Source organism: Rhodococcus sp. NJ-530 (assembly GCF_003860625.1).
Classification (GTDB): domain Bacteria; phylum Actinomycetota; class Actinomycetes; order Mycobacteriales; family Mycobacteriaceae; genus Rhodococcus_F; species Rhodococcus_F qingshengii.
Genome location: NZ_CP034152.1, coordinates 2,063,142 through 2,081,356, shown reverse-complemented (window position 1 = coordinate 2,081,356; position 18,215 = coordinate 2,063,142). Strand labels below are relative to the sequence as shown.

Below are 18,215 nucleotides of genomic sequence, written 5' to 3'. Positions count from 1 at the left end.
ATGACACGAGTCAAACCAGCGAGACTGATTGCCGCACTGGCACTCTTGATCCTCGGAGTCGTCGAATTCGAATTGGCGGTCAACACGACCGGTGGTCAGATCGTCGATCAACAACTCATGGTGGGCGCGGCCACCTCCGAACGCCTCAGCGTGTTCTCCGCCGAGTTCATCGGCCTCGTCACCCCGATACTGATAGTGGGAGGAGTGCTCGTGGCGCTCATGATCACATTGCGCAACAACCCGATTGCGCTAGCTTTACGCGTCGTCGTCGTGACCCTCGGCCCCATCACGACAGCCTGGGTTCTCAAACAATCGCTGAATCGACCGGACCTGAACGGTCTGGTGATGCACAATTCCTTCCCCAGCGGCACTTTGACGGCCATAGCTGCTCTGGTCTGCGCGATCGTGATCGTCACGCCCTCGAGGTGGCGGGCGGTCGTTGCGGTCAACGGTGCGCTGATCACCATCGGAACCGCGATCTCGGTAGTCGTGCTGCAATGGCACCGCCCGAGCGACGTGATCGGTGCACTACTGCTCGTCGGCTGCTACACCCTCGCTGTGTCGGCATTTCCGTTGAACACCAGCGTCGCCCGGCATGCGGTGCTGGCAGACTCAGGCAACGAGCGACTCTCGCGAGTGTGACCCCTGTACCCTTGGCTGACCGAGATTTCTCCGACCGCAGAAGGCCCCTGATCATGGCGAGTCCAAGGTGAGCTCATGGTGAGCATTCTTTTCATAGAAGACGATCCAGCAGTGGCCGAGGCAATCACGTTGGGACTGAACCGACTCGGGCACGACGTCAGCCATCGCCCCGACGGTAACGGTGATTTCGACGACGCCCTGGGTGCCACGGACCTCGTCCTACTCGACCTCGGGCTGCCGGGTGCCGACGGTTACGAGATCTGCCGACGTATCCGCACCCGAAGTTCGATCCCGATCATCATTCTGACCGCTCGATCCGACGACATCGACACCGTCGCCGGCCTGGAAGCCGGTGCCGACGACTACGTCGTCAAACCGGCCAGTCCGCGCGTCCTCGACGCTCGTATCAAAGCCGTCGTGCGGCGCTCGGCACCCGCAACGACGCGCCCGGATGCGACGCCGGGTGCAGAGACGTTCGGCGACCTGGAATTGGATCGGTCGTCGCTGCAGGTCCGCAAGGCCGGGATGCTGCTGACCCTCACCCCGACCGAACTCCGACTGATCCTGGCGCTGACCGAGAACCCCGGACAGGTCCTGAGCCGCCGACAGTTGTTGTCCGCAGCCTGGGACCAGGAGTATCTGGGTGATTCCAGAATCGTCGATGCAGCAGTGCAGCGGCTGCGCGGAAAGATCGAGGACGACCCGGCCGCACCGACCGTCATCGAAACGGTGCGCGGGTTCGGGTATCGCTTCAACACCAGCCCAGCCCGATGAAACCGACCTGGCTTCAGGTCGACGGTCTGCGAACCAGGCTCGTGCTCGTGTTCATCGCAATCGTCGTGATCATCGCCGGGGCAACCGCGGGTGTCGTCTCGTTCATGGCACGGTCGTGGATCTATTCCAACGCTCAGGATGTCGCGACCGCACAATTTCGCGACGAACTGCAATACGTCAACGGAACACCGGTAGACGAGTTGACGCCTGCCAACCTCCAACAGATCTTCCAGTCCGACATGACGCTGATCGTCGACGGCGAAGTCATCCGTCAAGGATCCGTGGATGCGGCGACCATTCCGCCCAGCTTCGACGAAGGTTTGGACAGTCCGAAGCTGATCCGTTTCGAGAGGCTCGACTCCCAGCGCATCATGTTGGGAATGTCCGTCAATGTCGTGGACATGAGCACGGACGACAGCTACGACAACGAGACATTGGTCAAAGCCGTCACCATCCGGCCGCTGGTAGGAGTGCAGGACAAGTTCGACGACCTGCTTCGAGCTGTCGGCCTCACCCTCGCCGCCGGTGTGTTGGTGAGCGGACTACTCGGGCTGTGGATCGCGTCGACGCTTGTCCGTCCGCTCAAACGCCTGGACAAGGCGGCCGCCCGCGCTGCCGACGGCGACCTCAGCGTCCGACTCCCCGAAGACGGAGTAGCCGAACTCGCCCAGGTCACAACAACGTTCAACAACATGGTCGCTCGCAACGAAGCGGTCATCCGAGGTCTGGAAGAATCGGAAGAGCAGTCGAGAAGGTTTGTCGCAGACGTCTCCCACGAGCTCCGGACGCCGCTCGCAGCACTGGTGCCGGTCAGTGAGATCCTCCGTGAAGAGATCCCCAATCTTCCGCCCGACGCCGCCGCTGCCGCGCGCATCGTGAGCAGTGAGATCGGCAAGCTCACTCGACTTGTCGAAGACCTCATCGAAATGTCTCGCCACGACTCTCAGCAAGCGCACCTCGTCCTCGACGACGTCGACCTCGTCGAATTGACCGAGCGCACACTCGAGAGCCGCGGATGGACAGACACCGTCGAACTGCGCGCACCCGAAAGTGTCAGCGCCAGAGTCGATTCGCGTCGGATCGACATTGTCGTCGCCAACCTCGTCGGCAATGCACTGCGCCACGGAGCGCCCCCGGTTCGCGTCGAGTTGAGCGTCGAATCCGGTTTCTCCGTCATCACCGTCGTCGACCACGGCCCCGGCATCTCACCCGAAGACCGGCAGGCGATCTTTCGGCGGTTCTACAAGGTCGACACCGCGCGCGGACGCAGCGAGGGCAGCGGACTCGGACTCTCGCTCGCCGTCGAGAACGTGCACTTGCACGGCGGCACCATCGGCGTGGACCAGGTGGATGGTCGCACGGTCTTCACGGTTCGCCTGCCCCGTCGCTGACCCCTTCCCGAGCGAACGTACCTTTCGGCGCACCCAAGGCGATCGTCGTACCGTTCGCTCGAAAAGGGGTGGGCACTTCGCACCCTGAACCGTCCGCGTTTGACCAAATAGTGGGATTCTGGTTTCAGCATGTGAAACCACGCGAGTAGCGTCGGCATCGTCGAACAGCGTAGAGATCGGAGGGCACCATGACGCAGGCGCCGCGGCTGGAAAAGACGGCCGTCTCCCCGAAGGCGTGGACGATGCTCGGAATCGGCGTCGCAGCCCAGGCCGCAGGCACCGTCTTCGTCAGCACCCCCGCCTTTTTGATCCCGCTACTGCATTCCGAACACGGCCTCTCGTTGACGCAGGCCGGAACTCTGGCCGCTGCACCCACTTTCGGCATGGTTCTCACGCTGGTGGCGTGGGGAGCGATGGCCGACAGATTCGGCGAGAAATGGGTCATCTCAATCGGGCTCGGCCTGACGGCGATCGCCGCGCTGGCCGCGACCACCACCGACAACTACACCCTCCTCGGGATCGCATTTCTGCTGGGCGGAATGGCTGCGGCGAGCACCAACGCTGCCAGTGGACGTGTTGTGGTCGGCTGGTTTCCCAAGGATCGGCGCGGCCTCGCGATGGGAATCCGGCAGATGTCACAGCCCCTGGGCGTGACCATTGCGTCGCTGACCATCCCGACTCTCGCTGCGAACGTAGGAATCGGTTCGGCCGTCGGACTGTCGGTAGCTCTCAACGGCGTTCTCGCCCTGATCTGCGCCGTCGCATTGATCAATCCCCCGCGGCCGGCGGCGCGGCCCACAGATAGCCCGGTCGAGACGATCAACCCTTATCGTTCGAACTGGTTCCTGTGGCGCATTCACGTCGTCTCGGCACTGCTGGTGTTTCCGCAGTTCACCCTTTCGACATTCGGTATGGTCTGGCTGATCAGCGAGCAAGGATGGGACGCTGCGCCCGCTGGGCTCCTGATCGGGATCTCCCAGTTCGTGGGTGCACTCGGACGCATCGTTGTCGGCATCTGGAGTGATCGCGCCGGAAGCAGAGTAGGCCCGCTGCGGTTGGTTGCCGTCTCCGCGTCTGCGGTCATGTTGGCAATGGCGGCAGCCGGCGCAGCGCCTTGGGGCGTTCCCGCCTTGATCCTGCTGCTGGCAACCACTATCAGCGTCGCCGACAACGGTTTGGCATTCACTTCCGTCGCCGAAGCTGCCGGGCCGAAATGGCAAGGAAAAGCATTGGGCGCACAGAACACCGGCCAGTTCATTGCCGCGTCAGCAGTGGGCCCGGTGGTCGGTGCGCTGATCGGCGCGGTCGGCTACCCGCTCGCCTTCGCGATAGTCGCGGCATTTCCCGCCGCAGCAATTCCCTTGGTGCCCAGCCGCGATCGCGACATCAGCGTCTAGTCCCTCATCGGATTCGGTTGCACTGCAGGTCCCGTCAGATCACAATGCGGCTTGCAGGCAACCGAATCCGCTTCCTGAACAGGCTCTACTGTCGGAGTTCGGATCAGCGTCGCGGCGATCGCTGCACCGACCAACAGCAGTGCCACACAGATGTACATCGCGTACCGGAACCCGTCGGAGAAACTCGTCGGATCGACCAGACTTTCGGCGTCGATACCCACGAGGGCAGGCAAGGCCGCGACGGCAAGAAGTTGGCTCGTGCGAGCAACGGCATTGTTCACACCGGATGCGATTCCGGACTGCTCCACCGGTACCGAACCAAGCACCGCGGCGGTCAACGGCGCGACCATCACCGCCAGGCCGAGCCCGAACACCAGAACTCCCGGCAGCACGACGGTCAGGTACGACGCATCCGGGCCGATCCGCGTCATCAACACCAACCCCACCGCGGCAACGGCGGGCCCGACCGTCATCGGCAATCGCGGTCCATGCGTCTGCGCGTAACTGCCCGCGCGCGAAGACAACAGCAGCAATGCCAAGGTGATCGGTACCGTTGCGACGCCGGCAGCCACCGGCGAGTACCCGGCAACCAATTGCAGTTGCAGCACGAGCAGGAAGAACACACCGCCCAGCGCCGCATAGACCGCAAGGGTCACCAGATTGGCCGCGACGAACATCCGCGAACGGAACAGGGACGGCGGCACAAGGGCACTCGGTGAGCGTCGTTCCACCACGACGAACAGGCAGAGCGCGATCACTCCGATCAGCCCGACTATCGGGTTGACCTCGATCAGCCCGTACGTCAGTGCGCCGAGACCGACTACTGCGCAGGCAGATCCGACCACGTCCAGGTGCTCGGGCGGATGCGGGTCGCGGCTCTCCGGTACATGGCGCACCGCTGCCCACACCACGACGATCGCCAGCGGGATATTGAGCAGGAATACCGATCGCCATCCCGCCACTTCCACCAGCCAACCACCGAAAAGCGGTCCGATGGCGCCGGCAACACCACCTAAACCCGACCACAATCCGATTGCCGCGCCGCGGTCCTCCTCACGAAGTGACGCGGAGATGATGGCAAGGCTGCCAGGTGTCAAGAGCGCAGCTCCCACTCCCTGCAGGATTCGTGCAATCACCAGAAACGTGATGTCCGGTGCAATTCCGCACAGCAACGACGCGACCGCGAACCAGACCGTCCCCCACACGAATACCCGTCGCCGACCCCAACGATCACCGAGGGCTCCCCCGAGCAGAATCAGCGACGCCAAGGCCAAGGTGTAACCGCTGAGCGTCCACTGCAGTCCGGCGACACCGGAACCCAGTTCTTCACCGATGTGAGGAAGAGCAATGTTGACGACGGTGCCGTCGAGGAGAGCCATGCTCGAGCCGAGAACGGTGGCGGCGACAACCCAACGCCCACGCTTCGACGCGAGCGCCAGTGGTTCCGTCATCGGTCCATGGTGCGCCTTCACACGCAATCGCGAAAGAGCGCGCGGGAATTCAGTCGATCTGGCGGCGATGTGCCCAACGCGTCAACGCATTGCGATTGGACTGCTGAGTCTTTCGCAGGACGTTCGATGCGTGAGTCTCGACCGTCTTCACGGAAATCACCAGGTCCTCGGCGATTTCACGGTAGGTGTACCCACGTGCCAGCAATCTGAGCACTTCGAGTTCTCGCGGAGTCAGCGAGTCGAGTTCCGGATCGAGTTGCGGTTCGGGTGCATTGGAACGCCCGGTGAAGGAGTCCAGTACGAAGCCTGCCAGGCGAGGCCCGAACACTGCGTCACCACCGGCAACGCGTCGTACACCCTCGGCCAGTTCGGATCCCGAGATCGTCTTGGTCACGTACCCGCGCGCGCCGCCGCGGATCACCGCGATCACATCCTCGGCCGCATCGGAAACGCTGAGCGCCAAGCACACCGGGCCGGAATCGATTCCGCGCAGAACTGCCACTCCACCACCGTCAGGCATGTGGACATCGAGCAGAACGACATGCGGTTTCGTCGAGTTGATACCCGCGATCGCCTCAGCGACGCCACCGGCTTCACCGACTACGTCCATGTCTGCCTCGCGCGAGAGTTCCGCCCTCACCCCGGAGCGGAACACTGCATGATCGTCGACAAGAAATACGCGGTACGGGGGCGGCGCAAGCGAAGTCACTGGGGCTGTTCCTCGGGGTTGTCGACACGGTCAGCAGTCTGGTCCCACTTTAGAGCAGAGTCACCGAGCGGCATGTGCACGCGGATCTCGGTGCCCTTTCCGATGTCGGATCGAACCACGACGCGGCCACCCCGTCGCTCGATGCGACCACGAATCGACTTGGCCAAACCCTGACGGTCCTCCGGCACCGCATTGACGTCGAATCCGACTCCGCGATCACGAACGAACACACTGACCTGGTCGCCCTCGACCTCGGCGAAAAGATTGATTTCCTTCTCCCCCGAGTGCTTTGCCGAGTTGACCAGAGCTTCACGCGTCGCACCGAGGAGCGCGGTGAACGCTTCCTTGGGCAGACCGTTCTCGACGCCTTCGCCTTCGAGTTGTACGTCGCCGACCGTGACGGGGCGGACCGTGACGCCATGCTGGTCCTCCACTTCACCGGCGATGATCTTCAGACCTTCGGTCAGGCTCGTGTGGTCGATATCCCCGCCGCTGAACAACCACTTGCGCAGCTCGCGTTCCTGACCACGGGCCAGGCGCGCCACCTCTTGCGGATTGTCGGACTGCTTCTGAATCAGCGCCAACGTCTGAAGTACGGAGTCGTGCAGATGCGAGGCGATCTCTTCACGTTCGTCGTTGCGAATTCGGGCCGCACGCTCGGCGCCGAGAGCCCGCCACATCCGCAGCCACAGCGGCACCGTCAACAAACCGACACCGATCAGCGTCACCACCACGGCCAGCAGGGACGAGCGCAGTGCTTCGAGGTCGACCTGAGCGAGGACGACGACGCCGAGACCCAAGATGATCAAGGTCGCTCCCCCGACCACCCGCGCCCACGTGAGAACGGTAGGCCGCTGCGGCAAGCCGATGACGGTCCGGGGACCGTCGGAGTCGAACTCGCGCCACACCAAAGCTGCACCGATCGCGACGACGAAGAACGGTGCGAGCACCGAACCCGCCGTGCCGCTGAACAGCCAGGACAACGCGGCTGCGCCGCCCAATCCGAGTGCGATCAATCCGTACGCCCGCTGCCGCTCGGCCGCGGACGGCTTCTGGGTGTCCGTGCCGGCTGAGGTGAAGATCCAGAGGGCGCCGTAAATCACGATGCCGGATCCGGCCATCGCCGCCAGAATCGCGAAGGCGACTCGAACCTTCAGGACGTCGATCCCGAGATGATCGGCGATACCGCCTGCAACACCGGCGACGATGCGACCGCCGGAGCGCCGCTCCAGCTTTCGCAATGGAACACCGCCCGGAATGGGCACACCCTTCTTCATGGGTACGGCATGCACCGGTACCCCGTTGACGGGCGGGCCTCCCGTGAACCCGGGAGCGGGACCGCTCACGAACGGCGGATCTGACAGATATTGCACATAGTCGATACTGGCACGAACCACTCGCAGTCACATCAGGGTCCAACCCTGAATCAGGGCGGCGCCCCTGGCCCCGATCGTCACAAAGATCAGGGTTGGCCCTGATGCGCGGAGGCCGCCCCGGAAGCCAGGATTGATTCATGAACAATCCGACTTTCCAAGAACAGATCCAGGATCTGTGGCGGACCCGCCCCGTGCGTCTGCCGGCACAAGGTCACGTGGCCGGGGTATGCGCCGGAATCGGATACCGGTACGGCATCGACCCCATTCTGGTACGTGTCGCGTTTGTGGCCTCCACTATTTTCGGCGGCTCAGGCATCCTTCTCTACCTCGCCGGGTGGTTGGTGCTCGCCCGCGCCGGTGACGGATCGTCCCCCGCACAGTCGTTGATGGGCCGCGGACACAGCTCCGATTCCAGTACCAAGACCATCGTCTTGTTGGTGGCTCTCGCCATCGCGGCTACGACCGTCGGGCCTGTCGGCGTCGGCCTGGGTGGTTCCGGTCTGATCGGGCTGATTCTGATGGTCGGAGGCCTGTGGCTGCTCTACCAACGAGCGCCGGTCCCGCCTGCACTGCCACAGAGCACGTCACCGTACGTCGGCGCGGGTACCGCGTATCCAGGCACGGGATTCACGCCCGGGCCGTTCACTCCCGGATACTTCGCACCCAATCAGCCGCCCGTGTACACGCCGTACACAAAACTCCCCGACAGCTACGTGCCCGAGGAACGGCCGGCCGAACAGTCACCGCAATCTCAGGCCGATCATCCGACGATCAACCTGTCGAAGGACCCGAGCGCTTCAGCCGCCGCCAATCCGACCGAGGTGATCGGCGAGGCCGCCATCACACCGCCCTCCTGGGATCCGCTCGGCGTCGCTCCGTTCGCCTGGGATCTCCCGGACCCGGCAGTCAAAGCCACGCCGCTGCTGCCTTTGCCACCACGTAAGCGTCGCTCGCGATGGACGCTGACAGTGCTCGGACTCGCGATCATCGTCGCCGCCGTCACCGGGGCAGCGGGCGCGGCAACCGGCAACGAGTGGTTCACTCCCGGCCGAGTCGGTGCTGTCGGACTCGCCGTCATCGCGCTCGGCCTGATCCTCGGGGCATTCTTCCGCAAGGGGTACGGCCTGCTGGTCGTCACCGGACCGCTCGTGGGTTTCGTGCTTCTCGCCTCGTTGGTCTACCCGATCGATTTCGACGCCTCGGGTGAGCAAAGATGGACTCCGGCAACCGCTTCCGAGTTGGAGCCGTCGTACTCGGGAGCCTTCGGAAGCTTCACTCTCGACCTCAACGGGGTCAAGTTCACCGAGGACAAGACCATCGACGTCGCGGCGTCGTTCGGTGAGTTCGTCGTCATGGTGCCACCAACCGTCAACGTCAAGAACAGCTGCACCGTCGTCATGGGGGACGGATCCGGTTGCCTCGACGGCGGAATACACCCGGGCCGTGATGTGACACCGGATTCGCCCACACTGACCATCAACGCCAAAGCTACGTTCGGCAGTCTGAAGGTGACGCAATCATGAGCGACTACGACGAGACCACAGAGCACGACGAGACCCGAGAATCCAAGCGCCCCTCGGCACTTCTGCTGATCGCCGGACTGGCCGCACTACTGGTCAGCGTGTGGGCGTTGGTCGGGCCGTTCTCTCTGGCGCCGGCAGCGAACATTCAATTCCGTTGGCTGTTCGTCGGTGCCGCCGTCGTGGCAGGACTACTGCTGGTGATTCTGCCGAATCGGCGCAACCGGAAGTAAAACTGCTGTGCGCCTTTATTAACCGCGGGGGTTAATAAAGGCGCACAGTTGTTTTTACTCCCACTCGATAGTTCCCGGCGGCTTGCTCGTCACGTCGAGGACTACGCGGTTCACGTCCGCAACCTCGTTGGTGATTCGAGTCGAGATGCGCTCGAGGGTCTCGTACGGCAGACGCGTCCAGTCCGCGGTCATCGCGTCTTCACTCGAGACCGGACGCAGCACAATCGGATGACCGTACGTCCGGCCGTCACCCTGCACGCCCACGCTTCGGACGTCGGCGAGGAGAACGACCGGGCACTGCCAGATGGTTCCGTCCAAGCCTGCAGACGTAAGCTCTTCGCGCGCAATGGAATCTGCCTGACGCAAGATCTCGAGGCGATCGCGGGTGACCTCACCGATGATGCGGATACCGAGTCCGGGACCGGGGAACGGCTGGCGTCCGACGATCTCTTCCGGCAGGCCGAGTTCGCGGCCCACTGCACGGACCTCGTCCTTGAACAGCAGACGCAACGGTTCGACCAACTTGAACTGCAGGTCTTCCGGCAGCCCGCCGACATTGTGGTGGCTCTTGATGTTTGCAGTTCCCGTGCCGCCGCCCGACTCCACGACATCCGGGTAGAGCGTGCCCTGGACGAGGAAGTCGACGGTCGCACCATGAGATGCGTTCTCGCCCAGAACATCACTGACTGCGCCTTCGAAGCTACGGATGAACTCGCGGCCGATGATCTTGCGCTTAGTCTCGGGATCGGTGACGCCTGCCAACTCACCGATGAAGGTGTCCGCGGCATCCACGGTGATCAGACGAGCGCCGGTTGCCGCGACAAAATCCTGCTCGACCTGCGTGCGCTCACCGGCTCGCATCAAACCGTGATCGACGAAGACGCATGTCAACCGGTCGCCGATTGCGCGCTGAACCAAAGCCGCAGCGACAGCGGAGTCGACGCCACCGGACAGACCGCAGATGGCGTGTCCGTCTCCGACCTGCTCGCGAACCTGCTCGATCAGCGCATCGGCGATGTTCGACGCCGTCCACGCTGCCGGAATACCGGCAATCTCGTGCAGGAAGCGGCTCAGGACCTGCTGACCGTGCGGGGAATGCAGAACCTCAGGGTGGTACTGCACACCGGCGAGCTTGCGGGCGCGGTCCTCGAACGCCGCGACGGGAGCACCGTCGCTGGTCGCGGTCACCTCGAAGCCGGAAGGCGCTTCGGTGACGGCGTCACCGTGGCTCATCCATACCGGCTGCGTCGAGGGAAGACCGTCGTGGAGCAATCCGCCGGATACCGCGATGTCGGTACGGCCGTATTCGCGGGTACCGGTCTCGGCGACGGTGCCGCCCAGGGCGCCTGCCATCGCCTGGAATCCGTAGCAGATTCCGAAGACCGGAATGTCGTGATCGAACAGTGCGGGATCAAGCTTGGGAGCACCGTCTGCGTAGACACTCGAGGGCCCACCCGAGAGCACAACAGCCAAGGGGTTCTTGGCCACGATCTCCTCGACGGTCGTGGTGTGCGGAATCACCTCCGAGTAGACCTTGGCTTCGCGAACTCGCCGTGCGATCAACTGCGCGTACTGCGCCCCGAAGTCGACGACAAGAACTGGTCTCTGCTGCTCGATATCTGCCACAGGTGCAGTCTAATCGCCGCAGCCAGCGCTTCTGCGCATGCATGGACTCAGCCCGCTACTCGACCGAGCGAGCGCGAGGTACGTCACTACAAAGGCCGCCCCTCAGAACTGCGCGGCGACCTCGCGCGGATCTAGACCACCGTCCAGGTCAACGGCACCCCAATCCCCCGCACCTTAGCTTCGGCAATCAATTCAGCAGCATCATCGCAGGCCAGAGCCCGAAATGGACGAAGGGTGAATTTTCTGGACGTTTGACCGATTCGCCTGAACCAAACGTCCAGTAAAGGTAATCTCGCCCGTCAAGTGATCAGGATCACGATCGCAAACGGCCGGCGCCGCCGAACGGCGCTCACCTCGAGGAGGACCTGTGCGTCGATTCATACGACGACTCGCCATACCTGTCGCAGCTGTGACGGCTGCCGCCGGACTTCTAGTCCTCGGCACGCCGGCCACTGCTGACGAAGCCCCGCCGACCACTTTCACCGGCACGACCGACAACCTGATCTTCACGAAGAGTGTCATCGGGAACGCGGCAGTTCACCCAGGCGACACCGTCACGTACAAGACCGAGATCAAGCACAACGAAAGCGGCATCGAACGGTCGATCGCAAAGATCCGTGACATCCCGCCCGCAGGATTCGTCCTCGTGCCGGGCAGCGCCAAGGCCACCTACCTGGGGGTGACCAACCGGGCCACGATCAGCAACGAATCAGATGGCGGAGTCTCCGCGAAGTGCTCGAGCGGCTGCACCTTCCTGGTCGGTGGATTCGTCGTCAAGAAGAACCAACCCGTCACGCTGGAAGCGACCTACACGGCCCCCGTCGGCACAGCATTCGGGACGTACGACAGCGGCATGCTCTTCGACGTCAACGCCTTCAGCACACAGCAGGGTCTCAACCCGATCAACGTCAACGTCCAGGTAGTCGACCCGTCTGTCGCCACCGGAACCACACTGGTTGCACCGGCAACGGCGAAGGTCGGCACGCCGGTCGACCTGACCGCGACAGTTGCGCCGTCCGACGCGAGCGGCACCGTCCAGTTCAAGGACGGCGGCAACGACATCGGCTCACCGGTCCCGGTTTCGGGCGGTAGCGCCACCCTCTCCCACACTTTCGACAGCGTCGGCGCCCACGACATCACCGCCGCGTACACCGCCGGTCCGGGATTCCACAGCTCGACCTCCGGAGTCCAGACCGTCGACGTCTCCGCGGACACCACCACCACGATCTCGGCCCCGAACGCCGCGCTGGTAGGTGACAGCATCACCGTGAGCGCTGTCGTCACACCGGCAAACGCCGTGGGCACGGTGCAGTTCAAAGACGGCGAGACCAACCTCGGCGCACCGGTGGCTGTAGTCAACGGGACGGCTTCCCTGACCCGCAGCTACGACGCTTCGGGCACCCACAGCTTCACCGCAGTGTTCACCGGCGAGGCCGGTTACGGCGATTCCGTCTCCACCGCAACCCAACTCGACGTCAGCGATCCCGACTGGGGAACCACGACCACAGTTGTCGAACCACTCACCGCTGTTGTCGGTGAACCGACCAACCTCTCGGCCACCGTCTCCCCCATCCCGAGCAGCGGAACCGTGACGTTCAAGGTCGACGGCGCCGAGGTCGGTACCGCACCGGTCGGCACGGGTGACGGCGTCGCGATCCTCCCGCACACCTTCGCATCAGCGGGCGCTGCAGCCGTGACGGCAGAGTTCTCCGGCGGAACCGGATTCATCGGCTCCACGTCCACGTCGTTCACGGTGAACGTGACCGATCCCGAACCCGCGCGCGCCGACACCACGACGTCTCTGACCGTCAGCGGCTCGGCTCAGGTCGGAAAGGCATTGCAGCTCAAGGCCACCGTCGCACCCGGAACAGCAAACGGAATGATCCAGTTCAAGTCCGGCACGACGCCCATCGGCGCACCCGTTGCCGTCGTCAACGGCGTCGCGACACTCACGCACACCTTCGACGACGAGGGAACGTTCGGCCTCACTGCCAACTTCGTCGGCGACGCCGGTTGGAAGAACTCCGTCTCCGGCCCGACCGTCGTGCAGGTCGGCACCGCACCGACCGACGGCGGCGGCACCGGAAGCGTGGACACCGGTTCGCTCAGCGGCCTCATCCCGCTCTTCGGAAGCTAGTCCCCACATCAGCTTTGGACACCACTCCCGTACCCAGCTCAGGAGAATCCATGTTCGTGTACTCCAGACGTCGCATCGCGGCGCCGATCGCCGCCACGGCACTCGCCAGTGGCGTCATCCTCGCGGGAATCCCCGCATCAGCGGCCCCCGTGACAACAACCTTCGGCACGAGTTGCCTGGCAACCCCGTCCGCTGTCGCCGGTCCGACCACGCAGTCACAGTCCGGCTCGGTCATCGTCGACGCACCGGAATCCATCGGCGCCGGTGAAACCTTCGAGGTCACCATCCAACCCGGCCCCATCGCCTTTCCCGGCTCCGCTTCGGGGGCGACCGTCCAGAACGTCTCCCGCATCAAGGTCGACGTCGACGTTCCTGCGAACGCCACCCTGGTGGAAGCCACCATCGTCCCCGGCACTTCGGCGGGGCTCAGCGGTGTCGCGCCGAACATCCTGCGCGTCAACGAGAACGGCAACGTCGATCCCAACGGAACGATTCTGCGCCTCTCCGGAAACAACCAGGTCATCGGAAACAGCCCCAGCTCGAGCATCAACTCCGAGGGCGGCATCGTCGTCAAGGCGACCGGCAAGAACGTCGACGGTTCCAACAATGCCGACGGCTACACGCAGTTCCAGCTCCCCCAGGTCAAGGCAGTTCTCAAGGCCGGCGATTCAGGGGACGTCGCGATGAAGGTACGCACCGGCGGCAGCGCGGGAGCGTGGAACAACGATCGCAACTTCCTCACGTTCCTCCCCAAGGCCACCCTGGTCATCACCGCCTGGGCACCCACGCGATGCACCCCGCGTGACGCCGAGAACGGTCCGCTCAACAGCGGCGCAGGCCCCCTCGCCACGACGCGGATCATCGAGGCGGACAAGGCAACCACCACCACAGTCGTCGGACCGGCCAACGCCAAGAACGGAACTCCCGTCACCCTGTCAGCCAACGTGAGCGGCGGCGCAAACGGTGGAACCGTCCAGTTCTTCGACGGCGACAACCCACTCGAGGACGCCGTGCCGGTAACCGGAGGGTCGGCCAGCATCTCCCCGACCTTCACCGAGGACGGACCGCACTCCATCACCGCGAGCTACAGCGGAGCCCCGGGTTCCTGGCGTCGACGTCGGCGTCGGCCAAGATCGTGACCGTCACGACCGATGCACCGCCGGACGCCGTGACCACTACCGCCACGGTGTCGCCGTCGACCGCGAAGGTCGGACAGGACGTCAACCTGACTGCCAAGGTCGATCCGCAGGGTACCGGCGGCACCGTCGATTTCATCGTCGACGGCGCCGAAACGGTCAGTGCTCCGGTCGGAACCGACGGAGTTGCCGTCGCTCCGTACACCTTCACCTCGACCGGAACGCACAAGGTTGTCGCGAAGTTCACGGGCTCACCAGGATTCGCCCCGTCCGCTGCCCCGGCATTCCCGGTCAGTGTGACGACGCCGGCTCCGGCTGACGTCGAGACGACCACGGTTCTCGACGCTGTCGGAACTGTTCAGAAGAACACCCCGGTGACGCTCAAGGCAACGGTCGATCCGTCCGGCGCCACGGGCAAGGTCCAGTTCAAGGTCGGTGACACCCTCATCGGTGGACCGGTCGACGTGGTCAACGGTGTCGCAACGGTACCGGCGACGTTCTACAACTCCGGGACCTACAGTGTCACCGCCGAATTCGTGGGCGCTTCGGGCTACACGGCCTCCGCATCCGCGCCGCAGACCCTGACCGTCCCCGGCGATACGGACGGCGGGCCCGGAGGCGGGACCGGCAGCCTCGACCTCGGCACTCTGTTCGGGTCGCTAGGAGGCTGACAATCTGAAACAGAGATGGGGCGTGTCGTCGAATCCTCGACGACACGCCCCATCTTCGTTCGCGGCGAACTATCCGGCTGCCGGCTCCGCCGGAACAGCGGTAGCTGTCTTGCCGCCGGTGATCTTCACGATCGGCAGGACCAGCGCGGCCGGGGCCGACGCCGGCACCACAGGCGACTTGGGTGCAATCGGAGCCAAACGCTCGTAGCCGCTGCCCTGGGCGGGACGCAGATCGGTCTCCCCCTTGTTCGGCCACAGCGAGGCCGAGCGCTCGGCCTGAGCGGCAATGGTCAGCGACGGATTCACACCGAGGTTGGCCGAGACCGCTGCGCCGTCGACGACGCTGAGCGTCGGGTAGCCGTACACGCGGTGGTACGGATCGATGACGCCGTGATCGGAATCCGACGCGATAGCGCAACCGCCGAGGAAGTGCGCCGTCAGTGGAACGTTGAAGATCTCGCCCCACGTGCCGCCCGCGACGCCGTCGATCTTCTCGGCAACTCGACGCGTCGCCTCGTTGCCCTCCGGGATCCACGTCGGGTTCGGCTGACCGTGGCCCTGCTTGCTGGTGACCTTGCGTCGACCGAACAGGCCCTTCTTCGTGTACGTGGTGATGGAGTTGTCGAGGTTCTGCATGACCAACGCGATGATCGTGCGCTCACTCCAGTCCTTGACCGTCAACATGCGCAACATCTGGTACGGATTCTTCGCAACCACACCGAGGAACTTGATCCATCGGGGCGTCTTGCCGCCGCCGTCCGTCATCAAGGTCTGCAACAGGCCCATCGCGTTCGATCCCTTGCCGTAGCGGACCGGCTCGATGTGGGTGTCGCTGCTCGGGTGGAACGACGAGGTGATCGCCACTCCGCGGGTCAGGTCGAGTGCGGGATCGACCTTGTACTTGCCTGCGCCGACAATGGATTCGGAGTTCGTTCGAGTCAGCTCGCCGAGCTTGTCGGAGAGCTTGGGCAGCGCTCCGGTGTCCTTCATGTCGAAGAGCAGATGCTGAGTGCCCCACGTTCCGGCCGCGAGAATGACGTTCGCAGCCGTGTAGGTGCGGCGGTTCTTTCGTCCGAATGCACCGGTTCGCTCGGTGAACACGTCCCACGAACCGTCGCGAGCCTCACGAAGCCCGGACACGGTGGTCATCGGAATGATCTCGGCGCCGGCTGTCTCGGCAAGGCCCAGATAGTTCTTGAGGAGCGTGTTCTTCGCTCCGTGACGGCAGCCCGTCATGCACTCGCCACACTCGATGCAACCGGTGCGCTCGGGTCCGACGCCGCCGAAGTACGGGTCCTTCGCCTTCTTGCCAGGTTCACCGAAGTAGACGCCGACGGGCGTCTGGATGAACGTGTCGCCGACACCCATGTCATCTGCGACGGACTTCATGATCTCGTCGGCGGGCGTCATGTGCGGATTCTGGACGACGCCGAGCATCTTCTGAGCCTGCTCGTAGTACGGCGTGAGCTCGCTGCGCCAGTCGGTGATGTGCGCCCACTGCTTGTCCTGGAAGAACGGCTCCGGCGGCTGGTACAGCGTGTTGGCGTAGTTCAACGACCCGCCGCCGACGCCTGCGCCCGCGAGAATGAGGCAGTCGCGCAACAGGTGCACGCGCTGAATGCCGAAGCACCCCAGCTTCGGAGCCCAGAGGAACTTCTTGAGATCCCAACTGGTCTTCGCGAAATCTTCGTCGGCATACCGTCGGCCGGCTTCGATGACGCCGACCTTGTAGCCCTTCTCCACGAGACGAAGCGCGCTCACGCTTCCGCCGAACCCGGATCCGACGATCAGTACGTCGTAGTCCGTTGCCCGTTGCTTGCCCATCAGGACACCTCCACCGTGAACCGTAGTTACCCGCCAGTATGCACCTATCCCTTGTGACTACCACCACAAGGGGCCCCATAAGCGTAACCGCAAGTATCAGGAACGGAAGAAAGTCCTGCACAACGAACTGTGGTCCCGGTTCACGAAGAACCGGGACCACAGAAAGGTACAAACTACGCGCGGACTGTCAGCCCGACCTTCTGGAACTCCTTGAGATCGGAGTATCCGGCCTTCGCCATCGACCGACGGAGACCACCGACGAAGTTCAGCGAACCGTACGGATCGTCCGAAGGGCCGCTCAGAACCTGGTCCAGACTCGGACGCTCACCATAGGAAACCGGAAGAAGTGCTCCACGCGGAACCGAAGGATGAGCCGCAGCGGACGGCCAGTACCAGCCACCACCCGGCGCCTCGGCGGACACGGCCAGCGGCGTGCCCAGAACGGCAGCGTCGGCACCGCAGGCGATGGCCTTCGCCAAATCACCCGAAGTTGCGATGTCACCGTCGGCGATGACGTGGACGTAGCGTCCACCCGTCTCGTCGAGGTAGTCGCGCCTGGCTGCTGCAGCATCGGCAATGGCCGTGGCCATCGGAACGCCGATGCCCAGGACCTCACCGGTGGTGGTTGCGCCCTCGGTAGACCCGTACCCGACGATGACACCGGCAGCGCCGGTACGCATCAGGTGCAGCGCGGTGCGGTGGTCACTGACCCCACCCGCGACAACCGGAACGTCGAGTTCCGAGATGAACGTCTTGAGGTTGAGCGGTTCCTGCTCGGTGTGCACGACGTGCTCGGCCGAGATGATCGTGCCGTGGACGACCAGGAGGTCGATGCCCGCCTTGATCAGCTCCGGCGTCAGTGCGCGCGCATTCTGCGGACTGACGCGAACGGCAGTGGTGACCCCCGAATCACGGACCTGCGCCACCGCAGCTGCCAGAAGACCGGCCTGCAGCGGAGCCGCATGCAGCTCCTGCAGGTAGCGGATGGCCGCGTCGACGCCACCGTCCTTCTCGGCGATCTCGACGAGACGCCGGAGCTTCTCCTCGACATCGGGGTGACGGCCCCACAGGCCTTCACCGTTGATGACACCGAGGCCGCCGCGCTTACCCAACTCGATCGCGAAAGTCGGCGAGACCAACGCGTCGGTGGGATGTGCGAGGACAGGAATGTCGAACCTGTAAGCGTCGAGCTGCCAAGCAGTCGACACCTCCTTCGACGAACGAGTTCGCCGGGAGGGAACGATGTTCACATCGTCCAACTCGTAGGTACGTCGGGCCGTTCGACCCATGCCGATCTCAACGAGGTCGCGCACGCGCGCCCCTTTCTC

The 18,215-nt window shown here is 64.0% G+C and carries 15 protein-coding genes; 9 read left to right on the top strand and 6 right to left on the bottom strand.

All coding sequences use genetic code 11. The features are described 5' to 3' along the window. From EHW12_RS09680 to EHW12_RS09665, 4 genes are all read left to right on the top strand, one after another. Window positions 1-642: a phosphatase PAP2 family protein gene (locus EHW12_RS09680; protein ID WP_007727498.1), complete on the top strand. Its 642-nt coding sequence runs from the start codon at window positions 1-3 to the stop codon at window positions 640-642. Window positions 643-717: 75 nt separating this feature from the next. Then, window positions 718-1,416, top strand: a complete 699-nt coding sequence (locus EHW12_RS09675) for a response regulator transcription factor (RefSeq protein WP_058039028.1) — start codon at window positions 718-720, stop codon at window positions 1,414-1,416. Then, window positions 1,413-2,807 carry an ATP-binding protein gene (locus EHW12_RS09670; protein ID WP_083057659.1) on the top strand — a complete coding sequence of 465 codons (1,395 nt, stop codon included), beginning with the start codon at window positions 1,413-1,415 and terminating at the stop codon, window positions 2,805-2,807. The genes EHW12_RS09675 and EHW12_RS09670 overlap by 4 nt, the downstream gene beginning before the upstream one ends. A gap of 188 nt (window positions 2,808-2,995) precedes the next feature. Next, entirely contained in the window at window positions 2,996-4,204 is a 1,209-nt protein-coding gene (locus tag EHW12_RS09665) for an MFS transporter (RefSeq protein ID WP_081557617.1), read from the top strand. On the opposite strand, the gene EHW12_RS09660 is transcribed toward EHW12_RS09665, so the two are convergent. The 3 genes from EHW12_RS09660 to EHW12_RS09650 are packed head-to-tail and all read right to left on the bottom strand — an operon-like array spanning window position 4,201 to window position 7,641. Beyond that, entirely contained in the window at window positions 4,201-5,655 is a 1,455-nt protein-coding gene (locus tag EHW12_RS09660; protein WP_042449833.1) for an MFS transporter, read from the bottom strand. The two genes, EHW12_RS09665 and EHW12_RS09660, sit on opposite strands and share 4 nt — an antisense overlap. A gap of 49 nt (window positions 5,656-5,704) precedes the next feature. After that, on the bottom strand, window positions 5,705-6,364 hold the full coding sequence (locus tag EHW12_RS09655) for a response regulator transcription factor (RefSeq protein WP_003940972.1): 660 nt from the start codon (window positions 6,362-6,364) through the stop codon (window positions 5,705-5,707). Continuing rightward, window positions 6,361-7,641, bottom strand: a complete 1,281-nt coding sequence (locus EHW12_RS09650) for an ATP-binding protein (protein ID WP_037125680.1) — start codon at window positions 7,639-7,641, stop codon at window positions 6,361-6,363. Before EHW12_RS09650 ends, EHW12_RS09655 begins: the two co-directional genes overlap by 4 nt. A gap of 236 nt (window positions 7,642-7,877) precedes the next feature. Between EHW12_RS09650 and EHW12_RS09645 the strand changes: the two genes are divergently transcribed. Then, entirely contained in the window at window positions 7,878-9,263 is a 1,386-nt protein-coding gene (locus tag EHW12_RS09645; protein WP_007727507.1) for a PspC domain-containing protein, read from the top strand. After that, complete coding sequence (locus EHW12_RS09640) at window positions 9,260-9,493, top strand: hypothetical protein (protein WP_042926362.1); 234 nt, start codon at window positions 9,260-9,262, stop codon at window positions 9,491-9,493. Before EHW12_RS09645 ends, EHW12_RS09640 begins: the two co-directional genes overlap by 4 nt. Before the next feature lie 54 nt (window positions 9,494-9,547). On the opposite strand, the gene guaA is transcribed toward EHW12_RS09640, so the two are convergent. Further along, on the bottom strand, window positions 9,548-11,119 hold the full coding sequence (gene guaA, locus EHW12_RS09635; RefSeq protein WP_007727510.1) for a glutamine-hydrolyzing GMP synthase: 1,572 nt from the start codon (window positions 11,117-11,119) through the stop codon (window positions 9,548-9,550). 367 nt (window positions 11,120-11,486) lie between these two features. On the opposite strand from guaA, the gene EHW12_RS09630 reads away from it, so the two are divergent. Genes EHW12_RS09630 through EHW12_RS35170 form a run of 3 tightly spaced genes read left to right on the top strand, consistent with a single transcriptional unit; the run spans window position 11,487 to window position 15,063 of the window. After that, the gene (locus tag EHW12_RS09630; protein ID WP_125050547.1) at window positions 11,487-13,256 is read left to right on the top strand and encodes an Ig-like domain-containing protein; all 1,770 of its coding nucleotides are present in this window, start codon (window positions 11,487-11,489) and stop codon (window positions 13,254-13,256) included. Window positions 13,257-13,306: 50 nt separating this feature from the next. Further along, window positions 13,307-14,395: an Ig-like domain-containing protein gene (locus tag EHW12_RS35175; protein WP_241199134.1), complete on the top strand. Its 1,089-nt coding sequence runs from the start codon at window positions 13,307-13,309 to the stop codon at window positions 14,393-14,395. After that, complete coding sequence (locus tag EHW12_RS35170) at window positions 14,392-15,063, top strand: Ig-like domain-containing protein (protein ID WP_241199133.1); 672 nt, start codon at window positions 14,392-14,394, stop codon at window positions 15,061-15,063. The genes EHW12_RS35175 and EHW12_RS35170 overlap by 4 nt, the downstream gene beginning before the upstream one ends. A gap of 69 nt (window positions 15,064-15,132) precedes the next feature. Here EHW12_RS35170 and EHW12_RS09620 read toward each other — a convergent pair whose 3' ends face one another. After that, window positions 15,133-16,887 (bottom strand): GMC family oxidoreductase, encoded by a 1,755-nt coding sequence (locus EHW12_RS09620; protein ID WP_003940689.1) that lies wholly within the window; start codon window positions 16,885-16,887, stop codon window positions 15,133-15,135. 173 nt (window positions 16,888-17,060) lie between these two features. Further along, the gene (locus EHW12_RS09615; RefSeq protein ID WP_003940976.1) at window positions 17,061-18,200 is read right to left on the bottom strand and encodes a GuaB3 family IMP dehydrogenase-related protein; all 1,140 of its coding nucleotides are present in this window, start codon (window positions 18,198-18,200) and stop codon (window positions 17,061-17,063) included. Window positions 18,201-18,215: the final 15 nt, after the last annotated feature.

What these genes read in the sequence shown, in the direction of transcription:
- EHW12_RS09680 (WP_007727498.1), top strand. Translation starts at nt 1, where the DNA reads ATGACACGAGTCAAACCAGCGAGACTGATTGCCGCACTGGCACTCTTG.
- EHW12_RS09675 (WP_058039028.1), top strand. Translation starts at nt 718, where the DNA reads ATGGTGAGCATTCTTTTCATAGAAGACGATCCAGCAGTGGCCGAGGCA.
- EHW12_RS09670 (WP_083057659.1), top strand. Translation starts at nt 1,413, where the DNA reads ATGAAACCGACCTGGCTTCAGGTCGACGGTCTGCGAACCAGGCTCGTG.
- EHW12_RS09665 (WP_081557617.1), top strand. Translation starts at nt 2,996, where the DNA reads ATGACGCAGGCGCCGCGGCTGGAAAAGACGGCCGTCTCCCCGAAGGCG.
- EHW12_RS09660 (WP_042449833.1), bottom strand. Translation starts at nt 5,655, where the DNA reads ATGACGGAACCACTGGCGCTCGCGTCGAAGCGTGGGCGTTGGGTTGTC.
- EHW12_RS09650 (WP_037125680.1), bottom strand. Translation starts at nt 7,641, where the DNA reads ATGAAGAAGGGTGTGCCCATTCCGGGCGGTGTTCCATTGCGAAAGCTG.
- EHW12_RS09645 (WP_007727507.1), top strand. Translation starts at nt 7,878, where the DNA reads ATGAACAATCCGACTTTCCAAGAACAGATCCAGGATCTGTGGCGGACC.
- EHW12_RS09640 (WP_042926362.1), top strand. Translation starts at nt 9,260, where the DNA reads ATGAGCGACTACGACGAGACCACAGAGCACGACGAGACCCGAGAATCC.
- EHW12_RS35175 (WP_241199134.1), top strand. Translation starts at nt 13,307, where the DNA reads ATGTTCGTGTACTCCAGACGTCGCATCGCGGCGCCGATCGCCGCCACG.
- EHW12_RS09620 (WP_003940689.1), bottom strand. Translation starts at nt 16,887, where the DNA reads ATGGGCAAGCAACGGGCAACGGACTACGACGTACTGATCGTCGGATCC.